This is a genomic window from Guyparkeria sp. SCN-R1 (assembly GCF_003932495.1).
In the GTDB taxonomy this organism is placed as follows: domain Bacteria; phylum Pseudomonadota; class Gammaproteobacteria; order Halothiobacillales; family Halothiobacillaceae; genus Guyparkeria.
This window is the reverse complement of record NZ_QZMT01000020.1, coordinates 1-19840: the sequence shown is the minus strand read 5'-3', so window position 1 is coordinate 19840 and position 19840 is coordinate 1. Positions and strand designations below refer to the sequence as shown.

The 19840-nt window shown below is 56.9% G+C and carries 13 protein-coding genes; 12 read left to right on the top strand and 1 reads right to left on the bottom strand.

What is annotated here, in order from left to right; translation table 11 throughout:
- Nucleotides 1-6: 6 nt before the first annotated feature.
- Nucleotides 7-3492, bottom strand: coding sequence for a type I restriction-modification system endonuclease (hsdR, locus tag D5687_RS09820; protein ID WP_204742180.1), 3486 nt, complete (start codon nucleotides 3490-3492; stop codon nucleotides 7-9).
- Between the two features lie 496 nt (nucleotides 3493-3988).
- Here hsdR and D5687_RS09815 point away from each other — a divergent pair, with 496 nt between their 5' ends.
- The 12 genes from D5687_RS09815 to D5687_RS09760 all read left to right on the top strand — a co-directional run bounded on the left by D5687_RS09815 (nucleotide 3989) and on the right by D5687_RS09760 (nucleotide 19824).
- Complete coding sequence (locus tag D5687_RS09815) at nucleotides 3989-4414, top strand: HipA domain-containing protein (protein ID WP_204742179.1); 426 nt, start codon at nucleotides 3989-3991, stop codon at nucleotides 4412-4414.
- A gap of 68 nt (nucleotides 4415-4482) precedes the next feature.
- Nucleotides 4483-4674: a sigma factor-like helix-turn-helix DNA-binding protein gene (locus D5687_RS11550; protein ID WP_125199601.1), complete on the top strand. Its 192-nt coding sequence runs from the start codon at nucleotides 4483-4485 to the stop codon at nucleotides 4672-4674.
- A gap of 195 nt (nucleotides 4675-4869) precedes the next feature.
- Nucleotides 4870-5646, top strand: a complete 777-nt coding sequence (locus tag D5687_RS09805) for a type IV toxin-antitoxin system AbiEi family antitoxin domain-containing protein (RefSeq protein WP_125199600.1) — start codon at nucleotides 4870-4872, stop codon at nucleotides 5644-5646.
- Nucleotides 5636-6556, top strand: a complete 921-nt coding sequence (locus D5687_RS09800; RefSeq protein ID WP_125199599.1) for a nucleotidyl transferase AbiEii/AbiGii toxin family protein — start codon at nucleotides 5636-5638, stop codon at nucleotides 6554-6556. Before D5687_RS09805 ends, D5687_RS09800 begins: the two co-directional genes overlap by 11 nt.
- Before the next feature lie 111 nt (nucleotides 6557-6667).
- Nucleotides 6668-6919, top strand: coding sequence for a helix-turn-helix domain-containing protein (locus D5687_RS09795; protein ID WP_125199598.1), 252 nt, complete (start codon nucleotides 6668-6670; stop codon nucleotides 6917-6919).
- Nucleotides 6920-6921: 2 nt separating this feature from the next.
- Nucleotides 6922-8211, top strand: coding sequence for a type II toxin-antitoxin system HipA family toxin (locus tag D5687_RS09790; RefSeq protein WP_125199597.1), 1290 nt, complete (start codon nucleotides 6922-6924; stop codon nucleotides 8209-8211).
- Nucleotides 8212-8730: 519 nt separating this feature from the next.
- Nucleotides 8731-10206, top strand: coding sequence for a hypothetical protein (locus D5687_RS09785; RefSeq protein WP_125199596.1), 1476 nt, complete (start codon nucleotides 8731-8733; stop codon nucleotides 10204-10206).
- Complete coding sequence (locus tag D5687_RS09780) at nucleotides 10203-12485, top strand: hypothetical protein (protein ID WP_125199595.1); 2283 nt, start codon at nucleotides 10203-10205, stop codon at nucleotides 12483-12485. The genes D5687_RS09785 and D5687_RS09780 overlap by 4 nt, the downstream gene beginning before the upstream one ends.
- Nucleotides 12475-14820 (top strand): site-specific integrase, encoded by a 2346-nt coding sequence (locus D5687_RS09775; protein ID WP_125199594.1) that lies wholly within the window; start codon nucleotides 12475-12477, stop codon nucleotides 14818-14820. Before D5687_RS09780 ends, D5687_RS09775 begins: the two co-directional genes overlap by 11 nt.
- 154 nt (nucleotides 14821-14974) lie before the next feature.
- On the top strand, nucleotides 14975-17341 hold the full coding sequence (locus D5687_RS09770) for a TerB N-terminal domain-containing protein (protein ID WP_125199593.1): 2367 nt from the start codon (nucleotides 14975-14977) through the stop codon (nucleotides 17339-17341).
- Nucleotides 17319-18626, top strand: a complete 1308-nt coding sequence (locus D5687_RS09765; RefSeq protein WP_125199592.1) for an ATP-binding protein — start codon at nucleotides 17319-17321, stop codon at nucleotides 18624-18626. Before D5687_RS09770 ends, D5687_RS09765 begins: the two co-directional genes overlap by 23 nt.
- Before the next feature lie 7 nt (nucleotides 18627-18633).
- Nucleotides 18634-19824, top strand: coding sequence for a DEAD/DEAH box helicase (locus tag D5687_RS09760; RefSeq protein WP_204742178.1), 1191 nt, complete (start codon nucleotides 18634-18636; stop codon nucleotides 19822-19824).
- The last annotated feature ends 16 nt before the right edge of the window (nucleotides 19825-19840 follow it).

Below are 19840 nucleotides of genomic sequence, written 5' to 3'. Positions count from 1 at the left end.
AATTAATTATCCGGCCTGCTCCCAGAGGGAATCAGCGAGCTCATCTAGTACGGTGTCAAGCTGGTCGCCGAGGAGCTTGTCGAGCCGCCTGGCACCGCCGTCCTTGGCAAAGGCACGATTGATGAAGTCGTCATCGACGACAACTTCGTGGGTAAGCTGCTTGGCGAGACGGTCGAGCCATTTGAGCTGGATGGGAGACCATCCATGCTTTGCCTTGATGGTGTTGATGGCGTGGGCCACACGCTGCTCGAATGGTACCAACGGTTCACCCAGCGCAGCCTGACGGATGTAACCAATGATGCTCGCGGCGATTTCCTGATTAGTCTTGTTGCGCCAGGCAGCCCGGATTTTGGCCTCGGTGTAGCCATTCTGCTCCAGCAGCAGGCGGATCTCGCGGAGTTGGTCGCGAGTCAGGTCCTTGGGCCGATTGACGACAACGGAGAGAGCGGCGGACTGATTGATCTGGTTGCGGATGAAGTCATTAAAGCTGTCGAGATAGTCACCGGGGCGTTCGCTGACGCCGTAGGTTTGAGTACGCTCCCTGAACTCATCTGCGCCCTCGTAGATCAACGGCCGCTGATCGGTGCCCGCAAGGTCGGCCACTTCGGCCAGCTGTCCCAGCAAGTTGCTGTGCGTTTTCACGAACTCACTGGCCTGCTGCGGACCCAGTTGGTGCAGATGCTGGTGGAGCTTGGCCGGCTCAACGTCCCAGAGCTGTTCCAGCTCGTCGAGTTTTTGCTTCAACGCCGGCTTGGTTTCGGCCTGCTTGTTCGCCTGGCGCAGCAGGCGCATGAGCTTCTGACTGAATGCATCGAGCACATCGTGGGCATGGGTGGTATCTGGCTGATTGCCAGGCGCCTCGAAGCTCTCGGGGTCGGTCAGTTCCTGGGCCAACTGCGCAAGAGTGACATTGGGGTCTTTAACCAGCGGCTTCATATTGCTCACTTCTTCCAGCGCCGCGTAGATGTCGACAGGGTCATAGATCTTGAACACGGTCTTGCCAATTTCGTCACAACGGCGGGTGGCGCGACCCAGCATCTGTTCGAACAGGATGCGCGAACGTACCCGGCGCAGAAATACCAGGTGGCAGATCGTCGGAACGTCAATACCGGTGGTCAGTAGATCAACCGTGACGGCAATGGTCGGGTAGCGCTCGTTTTTGTAGCGCCGAATCAGTTGGTTGACCTTGTCGCTGGTGCCGGTGATCTTGCGCACAGCCGCTTCGTTGTATTCCTCGTCGTATAGGTCGCTGAAGGCTTCGTCCAACAAGCGTTTCACCATATCGGCATGCAGATCCGTCGCGCAGAAGATCATCACCTTCTCGTCGCCAAAAGGATCGATCTCCCGGACCAGTTGTTCGCAGATGACCTTATTGAATCCTTCGGTGATTACCCGGCGGTTGAACGATTCGATGTCAAAATCAAGCTCGTCTTCAAGTTCAGCCAGTTCCACTTGTCCGGTTCGAACATCGATCGCGCTGACTTTCTCCCCCTTCTCGAAATGGATGCCCTTCTGGCTTAGCAGGGTCTCGTACCGGATCGGCGGCTCATGGTCGATCAGCCAGTCATCGGCGACGGCTTCACGGTAGGAGTAGGTGAAAATCGGCTTCCCGAAGATGTCGGTGGTGTGCTTGGCTGGCGTTGCTGTCATGCCGACCTTGACCGCATCGAAGTAGTCGAGCACACGGCGATAACTGGAAAGATATTGGCTCAGGTCTCGAACGGCTAGTTCACCCTCAGTCATTTCCTGGTCGAGGGTGTAACCCCGGTGCGCCTCGTCGACGATGATGCAGTCGAATTCGTCGACTAGCGGCGGCTGATCGGACTGGAAAATGCGCCGTACCATCGACTGGACGGTGGCCACCTGGATGCGTGTCTCGGCCTCGGTCGCCATATCGCCGAGCTCGGCGACGTTGTAAATCTTGGAAAGCGTCTGGTTTTGCTCCAATGGGGCATCGTTGAACGCGTCAATGGCCTGCTGCCCAAGAGCCGTACGGTCGACCAGGAACAGGATGCGTTTGAAACGCTCCGCCATAAGCAGCCGATACATCAGGCCAATAATGGTGCGCGTCTTACCCGTCCCCGTGGCCATGGCGAGTAGACAGTGACGCTGATCGTGCGCCAGGGCATGCTCAACCGCCTGGATGGCCTTGACTTGATAGTCCCGCAACTTGAGGTAACTGAAGCCCTCCGCCCGCAGTTTCTGCTCGGCCAGCGATCGACTGCGCGTCAGGCGATCCAGCAAACCCTCCGGGCTGTGGAATTCCTCTAGCGGTCGTTTGGTGTTGGCAGGGGCACGCACGTCCCGGAACCAGGTCCCGGACTGTTCAGCCAATTGTTTTACGAACGGCCGACCGTTACAGGAATACACGAACGGGATCTGATAGTGCCCTTCCCCACTGTCCGGCCAGGCGACCGTTCGCCCTTCGACTTCCCAGGCCGGCTGCATCTCAGCGGTCGGTTTGAACCCAGTGGCATAGCGCTCCGCCTGAGTGATCTTGCCCGCGACATTGGTGTTCTCGCGTTTGGCTTCGACCACGGCAATCGGCGTCAGACCGACAAACAGAACATAGTCGGCAGCTTGTCTACCGATAGTAGGCCACTCCGCAATCGCCTTGTTCGCCCCTTTTTCGGGCCGCGCCCCTTTCGCGTAGGTCAGTTCCTGACTGTCAGCCAGCCAACCCACTTCATTGAGTTGCTGGTCGACCAATATGCGGGTCAGCTCTTCATTTAGCGTGAGATCGGCACTTGCCTGCCTCGTTGCCTTGCTGACCAACTGAACTGCCTGAGGTTGGCTTTCCTGCTGTTCCCGAATCGCCTGCAGTCGTTGCTCAAAGTTTTTCCGCTCCTGTTTCAGCGCTTGTTCACGCTCAAGCGCCAACTGCTCGTACGTGCGAGCCTCGGCGTCCATATGGTCCGCCAACTCGGCGTATTCTTCTCTTTCCTTCGCTGTAAGCTCGGCCAACTCCGTGCTCGTCTCAAGCTTCTGATTAGCCGCAGTGAGCGCGGCCTTGAGCTGTTCAATCTCAGTGGCGAGGTGGCGCAGAGGCTCACCAGGATCCTTGGGTGGCACGAAGGGTCCTGGCTTGAAGGTTGCACCGTCTCGCCCGAAAGCGCGGTGGAACCAGATGGCCAGTTCCCTGGCGACACGAAGTCCATCCAGGGCTTCCTTGTGCCTAGTCTGGAATTCGTGCGCAGCCTTGTTTCCTTCAATCCTAAGGGTGTGAAAAAGCCGACGAATGGTGGGATCCAAGCGGATTTGACGACTGATGCGGAAAAGCAAATCAGCCTGCGAGACCATTCCATCAAACTCAATGCCGGTATTAGCAGCGACTTCTTGGGCCAGCGCTTCTCCCAACTGCCGGAGTTTGATGAGGGTGGTATTGGGGTCTGCCGCGAAGGCCTGCTCAGCAGTGGCTGCAAGCTGGTAGAAGATGGGGCTGTGTTCCCTCAGGAACTCGAAGTTAGTTGTTCCCATAAAGCGCAGATCCATCTCCCACAAGAAATCCTCAAACCTAGGCGTCGTTGAGCTTTGCTCTCAAACAAACATCCTTTGGCCTAGAAACGATCGGATGGTAACCGATTAGGCCGATATAAGTTCGTGGTGGACGGATCCTGCCCAGGAAATTCGCCAAGTAATTTTAGCGACGACCCTTGATTCAAAAAATTTGTTGAGGCGGCAACTACCTATAGGAGTGACGCGCCGCAAGAACACAGAGCAATCCACTTAGTAGCCAGTCGGCGACAGCACATTTGAGTTGACAGCCCGCCGCGACCCGGTAGAATGCGCATCCGTTCGACGACAGGCGCGTAGCTCAGTTGGTTAGAGCACCACCTTGACATGATGTGAGACACCTGTCGGACCCACCTGGCAATTTCTCGGCCCCTTTCGAAACAGCCGTTTACGTCAGTCGAAATCTCAAGAAGCCTGCAACCACGGGCTATTCCGGCAAAATCCTGGGCTCAATTTGGGCCCAGGATTTTTTCGTTTGAGCGAATACCACCCCGACATCTGTCGCCCCTTGGCAATGCCACGGCAAAGCGGACATCTGTCCCCGTCATATGGCGCTCTGACCGCCGAAAAATCAAAAAACTTCGAGGGGCGAAAAGCCTTGGTGGTTGAGCGCTTCGACCGCCGTTGGTCTAGCGACGGAAGCTGGCTAATGCGCGTTCCACAGGAAGACTTTTGCCAGGCACTCGGGATTGCATCAGCAAGGAAGTACGAGTCAGACGGTGGCCCTAGTATCCGTGACGGAATGGATCTGCTGCTTGGATCTCAACAGCCCATCGAACACCGGACGAACTTCTTTCGCAGCCAGATCATTTTCGGGGCGCTTGCCGCATTCGACGGTCACGCGAAGAACTTCAGCCTCCTCCTTGAGCCGGGTGATGCCTACCTGTTACCGCCGATCTAAAACTGACCCCCTAACGCCGAAGTAATTTTGACGCCCTGGGCGAAGATGGCAGCTTTTGAGCCGCCGCCATGTTGACTCAGAAGAATGCAATGGAAATCAGAGCACTCGGCCGTCAGGGCATGGGGATCAAGGAGATCGCTCGTAAACTCGGTGTCTCCCGCAAAACGGTCCGCACGAATTTGCGAAACGGCGTGCCGGCGGCCTTTGGCCCTCGAGAACCGAGGCCGACCAAGGTCGACCCGTTCAAGGGCCACCGGTAGGAACGGATCGAGGCAGAAAGACAAGACCAGGAGCCAAGCAGGTAGGTGGAGTGCCCGGCAGTCTGTCGCACACAGACAAAAGAAAGTTTACTTTTTCGACCTAAAGCGGCTTTTTGATCCACTGTTGATCGTGAAAACAAACCACGCCTGGTTTACCATTGATCTTGAAAACGTCACTTACAGCCGGTTCTGATCGTGAAAATAAACCAACTGTTGTCGCTGATCCCGTACGGAGCTGTCGTGACCACCTCTTGGCTCGCTTCGCACGAGGTGACACGGGATCAAGCTCGCAAAATGGCCAAAAGCGCATGGCTTGCGCGCGTTGGACACGGTGCCTACTGCAAAGCTGGCGACCCACTCTCTTGGGAAAGTGGTGTTTATGCCTTGCAAGCGGAGGACAAGTCGAGCCTCCCACCAGTATGGCCGGGAGGTCAGACCGCGTTGGCCCTGCACGGATTCGCACACTACCTGTCCATGGGGCTTGAGACGACTCATCTCTTTGGTGCCAAGGAAGGTCGGCTACCCCGATGGTTAAGTGATGCCGATTGGGCGGGCCAGACGACGCTCCATGGCGAAGGCGGGCTACCCGCTCAACTTCCCGGCAGCTTTTGTGATCACAAGGCTCCCCACGGCGCATTCAATATTCGAGTCTCAACTCCCGAGCGAGCTGTCCTTGAATGGATCGCAGTGACAAAGAACGAAACCCTCTTCGGCAGCAAGATGGTTGATACCTTCAATGGCCTCAACACACTGCGACCACGCCGCCTTCAGGCGTTGCTGGAGGGTTGTCGTTCTGTCAGGACGAAGCGGGCCTTCCTGGTACTCGCCCGTCATGCCGGTCATGCGTGGTACCGGCGCCTCGACACATCCCGCATTGGGCTTGGCAAAGGTAAACGTCAGATCACCCCGGGGGGCAAACTAGACAAGGAATTCTTAATTACGATCCCACAGGAATTCATGGATGAGCATTGAAGCCCGCTATCACCAACAAGTGCAGTTGCTGGTCTCGCTTCTTCCTTTTCTAAACCAGGAACCTGTTTTTGCCCTCAAGGGCGGGACAGCTATCAACCTCTTCGTCCAACCATTCCCCAGACTCTCCGTCGACATCGATCTGGCCTACCTGCCACTCGAGCCCCGTAATCAGGCCCTGACAAACTGCCGAGAGGCCCTCCACCGACTGGCCGAAGCCATCAGCACTCAGATGCCGGGCGTCCGCGCCAACCTTCAGAACAATCGCCCGGATGAACTCCGGGTCCTCGTCCGCCGCGAGCAGGATCAGGTTAAGCTGGAGGTCTCTCCTGTACTCCGCGGCACCGTCCACGCTAGCCGGGAGTTGGATGTGGTGGAGGCAGTCGAGGATACGTATGGTTTTGCTTCAGCTCAGGTCGTATCCCAGCCGGATTTGTACGGCGGCAAGTTATGCGCAGCGCTCGATCGACAGCACCCCCGTGATCTCTTTGACGTGAAGCTACTGCTTGACCAAGACGGCCTCGATAGAGAGATCTTCGAGGGCTTCCTGGTCTACCTCCTCGGGCATCCGCGGCCCATGAACGAAGTGATCAACCCAAAGCTCAAGCCCTTGGAAGATGTATACGAGCAAGAGTTCGTTGGCATGACCAGAATCGCAGTACCAGTTGAGCGCCTGGAGCAAACCCGACAAGACCTGCTGATGCACCTGGGTCAGTTGATGACCAATGAAGACATCCGCTTCCTACTGTCGTTCAAGCAAGGCGTCCCAGACTGGTCGCTTCTTTCCATGGAAGGCGTTGACCAACTCCCAGCCGTGCAGTGGAAACTCGCCAACATCGAACGCATGCAAGGCGACAAACACCAGCAATCCTTGAAGCTCTTGGAGCAGGCTCTCCAAGGACTTCAAGCCTAGGGGCTCGAAGCAGGCTGCGTATCCCGGTGCGGGGATATTCTTGCCATTATCCCCTTTGAAGGATATTGTCTGAATATCCCCATAAAAGGCTACAGGGAGTAAGCAAGTGTCATGCGCATCACTTCCACAAATCTCCTTTCCCAAGCACTCCGTCAGGCTCGGCTCGACCGCGGCCTGACCCAGACCGACGTTGCTCAACTGGTCGGGATGAAACAGTCGACGGTTTCGGCCATCGAGAATCATCCCGATCAAGCTCGTCTAAAGACTCTGTTCCGGATTCTTTCGGCGCTCGAGCTGGAGCTCGAGTTGAACGAGAGAAGCAACGCTCCTCGTGACTCCGCTGAATGGAGCGAGGAGTGGTGAACATGGACCGTTTGATACTCGCCATGAACGGCCTGGAGATAGGTGTGCTGGAGCGCGGGGGTTCCGGCGCGATGCGCTTCGCTTACTACGACCAATGGCTAAGCCGCCCTGGCGCTCGCCCGATCTCTCTCTCGTTGCCTTTGAGCAGCCGCCCCTTTCGTGGCGAGAGGGTCTACAACTTCTTCGACAACTTATTGCCGGATAGCGATGCGATCCGAGCTCGCATACAGGCGCGTTATCGCACGCCGACTCGGCAGCCCTTCGATCTTCTCACGGAGATCGGTCGAGACTGCATCGGGGCGATCCAACTTTATCCGGAAGGATCGAGCGTGGGGTCGGTGCGCGAAATTACCGCGGAACCGCTCAACGATGACGACGTGGCCAAGCTACTCGATGGGTATACCCAGACCTCGCCCGTGGGACAGGAACAAGACGAGTTCCGGATTTCTCTCGCCGGCGCCCAGGAAAAAACCGCCCTTCTGTTCTATCGAGGCCGGTGGCATCGCCCTCTGGGCAGTACGCCGACAAGTCACATCTTGAAGTTGCCCATCGGTCGGATAGAGCACAGCGGCATTGATCTGACCGACAGCATCGAGAACGAGTGGCTCTGTTCCCAGATCCTTCGCGCCTTTGGCCTCCCGATCGCCAATTCGCAGGTTGCGAGCTTCGAAGGTCGAAAGGTCTTGGTGGTCGAGCGCTTCGATCGCCGATGGTCGAGTGACGGAAGCTGGCTGATGCGACTTCCACAGGAAGACTTTTGCCAGGCCCTCGGCGTTGCGCCAGCACGAAAGTACGAGTCGGACGGCGGGCCTGGCATCCGCGATGGAATGGAGTTGCTGCTTGGATCACAGCAGCCAATTGAAGACAGGGAGACATTCTTCCGAAGCCAAATCATCTTCTGGCTGCTAGCGGCGATCGACGGTCACGCAAAAAACTTCAGCCTGTTCCTTGAGCCTGCTGGCGCGTACCGCATGACACCTCTGTACGACGTGCTGTCCGTGCACCCATTGATGGCGAACGGAACGATGGCAAAGCAGAAAGCTTCCATGGCAATGGCCTGGGAAGGAAAAAACCGACACTACCGTTGGGAGAAGATTCAGCAGCGCCACATCCTGAACACCGCTTCTCGTGCAGGCCTATCCCACAAGCACGCGATCTCCATGATGGAGGACATTCGAGAACGTGTTCCGGCCGTGATTGATCACGTCGACAAAATACTACCCTCTGGTTTCCCACCTCACATCGTCGATCCCATCATCGATGGGCTGAAACGACAGGCTCGCTGTTTGTGAGGAACTGATTCCCCGGCGTGGGATTCAGCGTAGGGACGGAAGGAACCCATACTTTGAAGATTTGCGCCGCCGACCAGCTCCAGCCGAAGGCGTCATAGCAGGTTTACCAACCAGCCGACGAGTGATCTCTTCTCGTTTGGCCACTCACCCCTCCCCGTATTCCACCCCCGCAACCACGATGATTCTCCCGGCCTCAGATACTCCTTTGCGCTGGGCGATACCCATCTCACAAGAGCGGCGAGGTGATACTCCGTTAGAACCGGGTCTTGTACTCGAACTCACTGCGGAATTGGTCAAATTTTGGCCAATTGGCTAACACATCAGCCTCGAAGCCCAAAAAAGGGGTAACGGATTACCCCTGCTGCCTCCCAAAAGGGGTAACTAATTACCCCTCTTGGCCATTGACTCAATTAGTCAGAGCGGGAAACTTATAGCCACCTAACGAGTACCACCTCGATTGGTGCAGCGCCTGTGGGAAGCGGGCGCAATAAAGCAATAGCCAGACAAGGAGTCCAGGCAATGAAAAAGATGATGATCCCCATTCTTTGTGAATGGGAGCTGCCAGCGCGCGAGCGCACCTGCCAGGCAAATCACCACGGCATCCCGGAAAGCTGGTACGACAGATCTCGACAACCCACCCCCGGCGCCTTAACGAGAGACCCACGCCTGATTTTTCTCCGTCTTCCCAAGGAGGAGCCGAGTCAGCAGCGATGGTTACCTCGGTATCCAGAAGGCCCCGTACTAGCGCCCTCGGACACTCTCGTGGTCTATGAAATCGACGTGAAAGACCTTGCCCCGGGAGAGGTCGATCTTCTTCAGTTCTGCCTTTTCCATATCATCCGCGTCAGACATCGTCCTACCAATGTGAAACTCAGACAGCGGGCAATCGAGCGGCTGCACGACGATACACGGCTTGCCATTCTCGTTGCGCAGAAGGTTCTTGGAGGCGTTCCAGTCAGCGCATTACTGGAGCCAAAACAGTTGGGCCGACTTTTTGCTCACGGCGTCGGAGATCGCACCTTGGAGCGCGACGTCGCCCATGTTCGAGAACATGCTTCAGCCAGAACCAGAGATGAAACGACTGTCGATCAGAATGCGCGGGTAGCGAATACCGCATTGCATGAGCCGGCGTTGGCACAAGCCACTGATGAAGTGGGCGTGGATTCGGAGAACATCACAGATACACCGCATTCAAGCGACACCAAATCGACACATCCCGGGAGGCCAGCACCGCCAGAACTCGAAGACCCAAACATCAAGCGCGCAGGCGCACCAGAGGACAATAGTCTTCACGACACTGGCAACACCGATACGGAAACCCACGTACTCAGCGAGTCAGGCATGGACGTTGCGAGAACGTCCAAAGACGCAACGAGCGCACCCACTCAAGCAGACGCCTCTAGCGACGCAACACCAAGCCATGCGGCATCAACCCAACGAGAAGCGGTAGGCACGCCTACCGGCCTGCGAGAGCACTCGCAAGAATCCGCAGTTTCCGACAACACGCCGCCGACGGACGGCGCCTTAACTCAAGCGGAGTCCCATCCCGAATCTAAAGCCGGAACCGCTGAACAATCTGAGATCGATACGCAGGCTCAGAGCCTCACTCCAAAGCCAGAAAGTTCGGCGGCCTCGACAAAATTTGAAAGCGACACACTTGCTTCTCTAAAGGGGGCGGCGCCGAGCGAGGAACCGATCAATTCATCCGCGGAACGAACAGACAACTCTGAACAACCGACAGAAGAGTCCGTTGCTCCGATACTCGCCAAGATCAGGCAAAGGGTGCCCGAGCTACCGATGGCGGAAGAGCTCTTTGCCATCGTTCGCCAGCACGAAGGCGAGCAAAAGGTGAAGAAGCTGTTGGAATGGTTGGACGGGAAGAAAAATGCAGTCGAAATCCCCAACCAATGCCTGGATGCCGGCGAGAAGCTCTCGCAACGACTACGCGAACTGACCGACGAATCAGGAACCTCCACCCAGGGTGAGTCCCAATGAAGGACGCATGGCTCCCCACCGAGGTTTTGACTCATTGGGAGGAAGCGTTTGGTCCGCTCAGCGAATCCACCCGAAACACGATCCTCACCTTTGCCCCACCGGTCACACCGTCTGCCTTGCGGCGCTTGACCGACTGGACCGGCGACGAGCAGTGGCTCCGTTGGCAACCACTCGACCCGGCGTACCAAAATGGCATCTCCAAAATGCGGTATGCCCTATTTTCGACAATCGAAAAACTAGAGGAGCTCCCCAACTCAGAGCAGGCTCGAGCTCTCGCTACCGAATTGCTAAGTGGGCCTTCGTCCGAAGAGGCTGATGGCCAAACATATTATCGAGACTGCATCGCGGTGAGGCGGATGCTGCTCGAATGGTTTTCAGAAAGCTCGCGGGAGCACCAGCACAAGGCCAGTTTCCAGCGCTGGCTTGAGAAAAAGTCGAGCAGCGAACAGGAAACCAGAAACTCGAATGCGACAAAAACGCTGAGGCTGATTCAGGGGGAACGTCTCGCCGGGGTCAAAAGGAGCTCTCGAAATGCGCCCAACTATTCCGCGGAACACTTATCTCGGATCACGGTGGCTCCGAAAAAAGATGAGGCTCACGAAAATTTTTACAGACCCACTCCGACCATAAGGAAGCTGGATCGATCGCAGAACCTGGTCGATTCGGCTTACTCGAGCTACCGCCTTACTGATGCACAGGGTAACGACATGCAACGCTCTGATCATGAGGAGGCTGCTGACCCTGACGCCCCGGTCACTTACCAACGACGCCACTCCGATCTTCGGACCCCTCGCGACGACAAGCGCGCTCTCTCAAAGAGGGCGTGGCTCGAGGGGTTGTCCATCAGCCCGACGGAATTCGACATCCATCGCACCCCTGCCCCTCACGTCGTTTCTGCGTTGGCAACGGTGTACGGGCGAAACGAGATGGTTGCGTGGGCCTACCTGTGGCTCATTGCGACCACTGGACTATCTCCATCACGGTTGCGTGAAACAAAAGTGGACGCCGGCCCCGCCGCCACGCTGGCGAGTGACGAAACGGGGCAAATTGACATCGCCCGCGGCGTCTTGGAATACCGGCTCCTGGACGGCCCGAGTGGTCCGGACGAGGCAAGCAACCGTTTAGTGCGCCTTGCGTTACCCGCTCCGATCATCGCAGTCCTTCAGCCCAGGGCGGTCAAGCTTCGGCAACTGGACCCGGAATCCCCGTTCAACGAAATGGAAAGCCACATCAATGGTATTTTGCGCCGCAATCACAAGACTGCCGGGGGACTCACCGCAACCTGCCAACGTATCCGCGCGGCAGCCGAGGCAATGATCTTTGGGCTCGCCCTGGACACGACCGCCGGGCTGACCCTGACGGGCACGTATGGTCACTCCTACCGGGGTCCCGCAGCGTACCGGGTAATCGACCGAAGCGAAATCCAGTTACTGTTCTCCAAAACGACAAGGCGAATCGCGAGCCTGGGCGCCAGGCATGTCTCCAGATATCCAAAGGCTCCCTTTCCCATAGCGGCTGAAACACCGCGATCCGGCGAGGACGCCGCACTTGGGTCAATCAAGGCAGTGCCAGTCGAGACAATACCCGATGTGTTCGGCCACCTCGCACTGTTAGCCGCTGAAGCGTGCGAGCGCACCGAGTTCGAACAAGGGCTAACCGGCGTACATCTCGATACGCTGATTCGGATCCAAAACCTGTCGGCCCTACACACCTATCTTGGCCTGCTTCTGGGAACCGGCATCCGTCCCGTCGCCGACCGAACCGTGATGAGTCAGTATGGGACGGAGCTTTGGTTCGTCGCTGACAAGGATTCAGTCGATTTCGTCGAACGACGTGTTGTCCCCGCCCTCCCTATCGTCAAGCGGCAATTGGAAATACACCGCAAGCTCAGCGACGAGATTCGACTGGCACTCAATCGTCGGCTTTTACCCGTCCGCGACCGAGAACCCCAGATCAGTGCGTTGCCATTGCTCTTTGAGCATCGACCGAAGGAGGTAATTGCTCGGCGCGCGCGGCAAACCGACTTTATGCCGATAGCTCGTCAATTCGGCTGGGACCGCCGAGCCACCCGACACACATTCGCAACCGAGCTCCGTGAACAGGTACCTACAAGCGAATTGAACGCGCTTCTCGGTCATGCGGGCGGCGGATGGCATCGGCATGGCACGTCGTCAATGGCCAATCAGCTATTCACACCGACGACCATCGAGGCAATCCAACAATTGCTGGACCGCGCCGGTTTCGGATTGCTTGACCTGCGGGGGCGCTATGTCACCTGAGCAGGAAAGGCGCCTCGATCAGCAATTACTTGATCTGGGCTTCACCCGGACTATCGGCGACAAACTGTGGCGGCAGTACCGAGAGATCTTGGGCTGGGTCTTGGAAATCGCTCAACGGCGCAAGCGTTTCACCAAAACGGATTACGACACCCTAATCAAAAGCCACCGCAAGCTTGAACGGCCATCTCGCCGACGACACGTGGAGCGACTGCTCACTCGGCTGCAGCACAATGGCTGGCAATGCGAACTACCGCCAACGGCAGTCAAGCCACCGCGGGACTTGTCGATACCGCCCACGCCGGAGGTCGCGGCACTCAGCCATCAGGTTTACCGGTTGGAACATCTCGTCCGCCGGCAATGGCCAGCTATTACCAAGGAGGCGGATGGGCGACTTTTCACCGCGGCCCTGTTGCTGGTGACGCGTTGCGGGGCAAGCGATCAGGTGTCATGCGGCATCCTCTCGCGACTGCGCGTGTGCGACGTGGACGAACTCCCGGGCGTTGAGGGCCGCATCCGAACACCAATACACGGGGCAGCCGATTACGACAACTGCCACGAATTCATACCCCCGCGTCCTCTTCGTGACTTGCTTGTCCAGCAGCGAAAGCGGAGGAAGAAGCACGGGCACAACGCCCTGCTCTTCTCGGACGCCATCCAGACACTCGGTGAAACCGCCGAGCCAGACCGGGCAGTACGACGATCACTGAGTCGTTACCTGAAAGCGCTCAACGACTCGAACGAGGTGAAACGAGACAACATCGAGTTGACCGATAAATGGTTTCGCTTGGCACAAGCCGGCCGTTACGTCCCGCTACGCTACGGTGTTCCACCTCTCATCCTTGAACTCCTGCGCACCTACCCTTTACCCAAAAGACCGCTCGGACTGGAGTTGTTCAAGCTGACCCAGGGCACTCCCCCTGATCTGCTAATCCCGCCGTGCGATTCCCCACTCTACCTGCCGCCAAACCAAGTTGATCACGTAACCACACCGTCCAATACGAACCCGGAGCCGCTGGACTCACGCGATGATGACTGGTCCCCATTCGCACGGATCACGCTTGCGGAGTTTCTGGTGCAGCTCGTCGACAAAAACTGTACTGGCCGCAACGGAACACTCCTGGCGTCTAAAGCCACGACGATCGGCAAGATCCTGCATCACGCGTTGGACAAGGCCGACTCCCGAGAGCCATCCACGCGTAGCGTGCTCCACCTGGCGCTTCACTGGGTTCATCGGAAGCTGCACGTTGACGGGATCAAGATCAGCTCGGCGCGGAAATACGTGGGCCAAGTCTTTCCCGATGCCCTGTTTGATCACATCGAAAGTCGCGACATGGCCTCATGGGATGAAGAGACCATTGACGAGCTCACCATCGACCTAATGACGCGCCCCTCCTGGTCGAGCAAGACACAGCACGACTTCGTGATCAGTTGGATGCAGTTTTTGAGGTTCTGCTGTGAGGTTGGGGTACTAAACCAGAATGACCTTCCTCAGTTGGCTTCAGACGACAGCATTGCAGCTCGCCCCGGGCGGCGAGCGCTTATTACTCCACAACAGTTCACTCACCTGATCCATCACATCGAGCACGACACCAACTTGAGCGATCAAGAGCGGGAGGAATACAAAGGTGTACTGATCCTGGGATTTTATGGCGGCACCCGAGCGTCGGAGGTCTTGGACTTCCAGCTGGGCGACTTCGTGATCTTCAACCCTCAAAATGGAGCAGAGGCCGGACTGCTAAAGGGCAATATCCTTAATAGCAAGACGCCTTCGGGACGCCGAGTACTGCCCCTATACCGACTGCTCCCTGAAGACGCACGGGTCGCACTCCAAAGCCACATCGCAAAGCGGCAACACCAAGCGATTTCCATTCGAGCGCGGGGTGACGCCAAGCGGATGCCGCTTTTCGGTCCGTTGGTGGATGACCGACGCCCAACCTGGGCAGAGGTGATCAAGTCGCCACTGCAGTATATGCGGCGAGTCCTTCAAACCGACATCGATTACCACGGCCTTCGCCATTGCGCCGCGTCATGGCTCTTACTTCGCGCCTATCTTTTAACCGAACCGGAACTTGGCTCGCGGCTCGCCCAAGGTGGACATCCTCTGCTGGCCCCCGACAACAATGACGAGCTTCGCCGAATGATCGATATGTATGCGCCCGAGAAATCAGACACACGGGAAAAGATACTCGTGTTCCTGGCCAAGTTTCTTGGGCATGCAAACGTTCGAACTCTGGTTCTGACCTACGCCCACACACTGGGACCGATTCATTCCCACGCCCTGGACCGAGCCAGCACGTGGCACCCGCGCACTGACCGAATCCGCGTTCCAGATTGACCCCCTCGAACTTGAATTGGTCCGAGCACAACCTGCGACCCGTGGCGGGCTCTTGATGTGCCTGGGACAGTCGGAGCGCTTCAACAGGATGTGAGGTTGCCGCGGTTGGACTCTGCTGACACTATGTCGTTTTCCGCATGTGAGCGTTGTACAGATGGAGTTGTTGCAGAAAGTCGTCCGAGTTTCCTTCCTCTACGCAACCTTCTTTATTGTGGCATCGCTCATCGCTGCGATCTGGCTCGGATCTTGGCCGGCCATCGCTTTCACGCTATTCGTCTTCGGGGCGCCAGCAATTTTGGTTTGGGCTCTGGAACGCCGGCGCTCAGCTCATCACCCTTCAAAAAACCATACGCCCAAGCAAACTGCTCAGCCCATAAAGAGGGAACGAAAGAGGCACATCCCTTCACCAGAACAAAGTGGTGGGAAGTGGATTCCTGCTCATGGAACAGTCTCTATCGCGGGGAGGACTATTGACGGGATGGTCTATGTGGGAACACCTCCATCCCTCAATGACTATTATGGCTGGGAGGAAAAATCTCGCCCGTATATCGACCCGACGTTGCCTGTAGCCCCTCCTGGATCGGTCAGGAACGTGGTCCCCATGCCCTATTGGCCAGGCTATTCGGATGTTTCGAAAGAAAACCGCGCGATCTACTTAGATTGGCTTGCTGGTGGGCGAACGAACACAGATATCGATCCAGGCTATGTTTTCCTTTTCTTTTATGGTCTGGAGCGCCGCCTCTTTCTTGACAACCCCTCGCAAGAAGAAAAACAACAAATACTCGCTGAAGCTCAGCGCCTAGCCGACCTCTTCTCCGACAGCGGCTCGGTAAGACGTTACTTCGGAGAATTAATCGAGGTCGCAAAATCCTCAACGGTCGAATCCGACCAGATCCCTCCCATCTTCGAGAACTCGGGATGGGAGTTGCCGCTGTCGCTTAAAATCGCTATCGGCGCGCAGCTCTTGCAAGGCGATCGGCTTAATGCGGATTGGGTGCTAAGTTGGTTTATGTGCCACCCGGAACGCAACCTTCGTACCGCGGCGAACCGATGCCGAGAGGAGTTCATGACCCTCTTCCAGATTCGTTTCCGGGAGAGATATCCCGACGGGCTCAAAATCAACAAGCCGCGCAAGCTCCTAAAGGCAACTTATCGCGCCGCCTCGGGCGAATTCGAAGGCAGCATTAATCCCTCCATCAATGGCGCACCGATCCCTGACATCTCAGGACTTCGCAAGCCTGTCGAAATTGCTCAAGAGATCGCCGATCACACGATGGACGATCTCGATAAGTTCAGCCGCTTCCTCGGACGAAACCCGGACGCACGTGGGAGCATCGAGGCACACGCTCTCCTACCTTTGGAGCTCTGGGAGTTCTTCCCTTCGGAGGAACTGGAAGAACTCAGGAGCTGGGCGCGGACGATCGTCGATGGTGATGGCTTCGTAGGCGTGGCGGATGTCGTAGAACGATTGGAAGGTGACCACCCAAGCAAAGTAGGAAAACGTCAACTGACCGGCGCAGCCGACGCACTCGCCCGCTTAGGCTTTGGGCTAGCGCCCGACCCGAGATTTGCACTGCGATCACCTAAGGTGAATGAGATTGTCGTGCTATTCGAGTTGGGAGCACGAATCGAAAAGCTCGAAGATGTTTCTTCGGAGTACAAGGACGCCCTGATCGAACTGGCCCTGGGGTCCTTTATCGCCCATGCAGACGATCACATCGCGGAACAAGAACGCACCATGCTTGCTGAGCGGATCGGCTCTACCGACGGGCTGAATGACCAGGAACAGCGACGGTTGAGCGCTAACCTGAAGTGGCTTCTCGCAGTACCTCCTGACATAACGTTGCTACGGCGCAAGCTGAAGGACGTCGGAGCGGACCGGCAAGACACCATGCGCGCCGCCCTGGTTGCCGCGGCGCATGCCGATGGCATGATCCAGTCGCAAGAGGTCATCAGAATCGAAAAGGTTTACAAAGCCTTAGGCCTTGATCCCTCGCTTGCCTATTCGGACCTGCACGCCGGGACAAAGGTCGTTGATGCTCCACCGACGGTCAGACCCGCGCAGACCGGGGCGAGTGGTGAAGAAATTCCACCACCAGAGAGCTCCCCCTCCAAGCCACGTCTCGACCCCTCACGGATTGCCACCATCCGTTCCGACACTCAGCGTGTCTCGTCGGTGCTCGGTCAGATCTTCGGCTCTGAGGAAGACGAAGACGATGCCGAGGCCCATTCCACCGACAAGCAATCGGTCCTACCGGGGCTCCATGACAAGCACGCCGCTTTAGTCAGCGACCTTGTTGCTCAGGATCACTGGACGGATGACGCGTTCGACGAGCTTTGCAGGCAACATGAGCTCCTCGCCGCGGGAGCTCTGGAAGTCATTAACGAGTGGGCCTTCGAAAACCATGACGACTCGCTATTGGACGAATACGAAGGCTATGACGTGAATCCGGAAGTGGCGGATGCGGTTAAAGCAAAACTCAACAGGGAGAGCAGTGATGTCAAAACTGAAACCGCGTGAGCGTGACGCCATCGTTCAGGCATTGCGCGCCGGAGTCGTACCCAAGCTCGGTCTGCAACACATTCAGGTAGGGCGTGCTCGCGAGATTGAAGAACTGGTCAAGGACATGGATCGCATTTCGGATGGCGGAGCGGCAATCCGGTTTGTGATCGGAGAATACGGCTCGGGCAAGACATTCTTCATGAATCTGATACGCCTGGTTGCCTTGGAGAAGGGACTAGTCGTGATGTTCGCTGACCTCGCTCCGGATAGACGTCTCTATGCGACCGGGGGCCAGGCTCGTGGGCTTTATGCAGAGATGGCACGAAACCTCTCTACGCGAACCAAGCCCGATGGCGGAGCTCTGACGAGCGTGGTGGAGCGGTTCATCTCCCATGCACACCGTGACGCCGAGAAACGGGAAATTCCCACTGACAAGGTCATTCGAGATCGATTGGGACATTTCGAGGAACTGACAGGGGGCTTCGAGTTTGCGGAAGTCGTTCGGCGATATTGGGAAGGCCATGAAAATAGTGATGAAGACCTGAAGTCCTCAGCACTTCGATGGCTTCGAGGCGAGTTCGCGACGCGGACAGATGCTCGCAAAGCACTTGGCGTGCGAACAATCATCGACGATGCAAGCGTCTATGATCACCTCAAGCTCATGTCAGCCTTCGTCCGAGCGGCCGGATACAAGGGGCTTCTGGTCGGGCTAGATGAGATGGTGAATCTGTTTAAGCTCACTTCCTCCCAAGCGCGCAACGCCAACTACGAACAGATATTGCGAATTCTGAATGACGTACTACAAGGGAGCGCGGAACACCTTGGGTTCCTGTTGGGGGGCACACCGGAGTTCCTGATGAACACCCGCCGTGGGCTGTATAGCTACGAAGCGCTGCAGTCTCGCTTAGCGGAAAATACATTTGCGCGCGACGGATTGGTGGACCTCTCCGGCCCGGTCATTCGGCTATCTAGTCTGACACCCGAGGATCTTTTCATCCTTCTGTCGAATGTTCGGCACGTCATTCAGGGATATGAGAACCCCGTCCCGGATGATGCCCTCGAAGCTTTCATGGCTCATTGCTCCGATCGCATTGGGGAGGAGTATTTCCGCACACCACGCAATACAGTTACCGCCTTCGTCAACCTGCTCTCCGTTCTTGAACAAAATCCGAACGTGGCGTGGCACGATCTAATCGAAGATGTCGATGTGACAGCGGATCGAGGCGAGGACCTGAGTGATATTGATGACGTCACAAGCGCAGCCCCAACAGAAAACGACCAACTTGTGAGCTTCAAACTCTAAACCAGACATGGGCACAGCTTTCGATCACCTTGCCCGTCCAATCCAGAAATGGATCCGCCAAAAGGGTTGGCGAGAGCTGAGAAACATTCAAAGCCGCGCCATTCGCTTCATTTGTGAAAGCGACGCTGATTTGATCATTGCCGCCTCAACAGCGGGGGGGAAGACTGAAGCCGCCTTCTTGCCGCTTGTTTCTCAGGTGATTGATGAGCCTGCAGATGTTGGCGGGTTCGACGTGCTCTACATCGGGCCACTCAAAGCACTCATAACGGATCAGGCTGACCGCCTTAAGGCTATAACCCGAGAAACAGAGCTTTCGGTAACCCCGTGGCACGGGGATGTCTCACAATCAATCAAGGCAAAGGGTCTCAGGTCGCCGCGAGGCATTTTGCTGATCACCCCTGAATCGCTGGAAGCATTGTTCATCCGCCGCGGGCTGGAAATACCTCGCCTCTTCGGCGCAACCCGCGCCGTGGTTATCGACGAACTCCACACAGTGCTCGACAGCGAGAGGGGGGTTCAGCTTCGTTCACTGCTCACCCGTCTTGAGCACTCGTTGAAACGCCCCATCCGAAGAATCGGGCTTTCTGCGACCTTGGGGGACATGGGGCTGGCTCGGGGATATTTGCGACCAGATCATGCGACGAGCGTTGGCCTGATCGAAGCGGAGGGCGGAGAGGCTGAACTTAAGCTTCAGCTGCGCGGATACATTTCCGGCGCCGGTGACACGAATGCCCCGTCCGCCACTGACGCAATCGCAAACCATCTTTTTCGAACACTCCGCGGCAATGACAACTTAATCTTCGCCGGAGCTAGGCAGTCCGTGGAGATATATGCGGACCGGCTTAGAGCACTTTGCGAACGAGAGCATTTGCCTCATGAGTTCTACCCGCATCATGCGAGCCTTTCGCGAGAACATCGAGACTTCGTCGAGCGTCGTTTGAAAGACCCCGGCCATCCCACTACGGCGGTATGCACATCCACGCTTGAGCTTGGTATCGACATAGGTGACGTGAACTCCATCGCCCAGATTGGAGCGCCATTTACTGTCGCCGCACTCCGTCAGCGACTTGGGCGATCCGGTCGACGCGAAGGGCAACCTGCCATCCTTCGACAATATGCGATCGAGACACGCCTAGAAGCGAACAGCAACTTCGCCGATGGTAGCGTCCCGGGAAGTGGTGTAAATCTGGCGGGGTGAGGAGGCCACCGTGGCC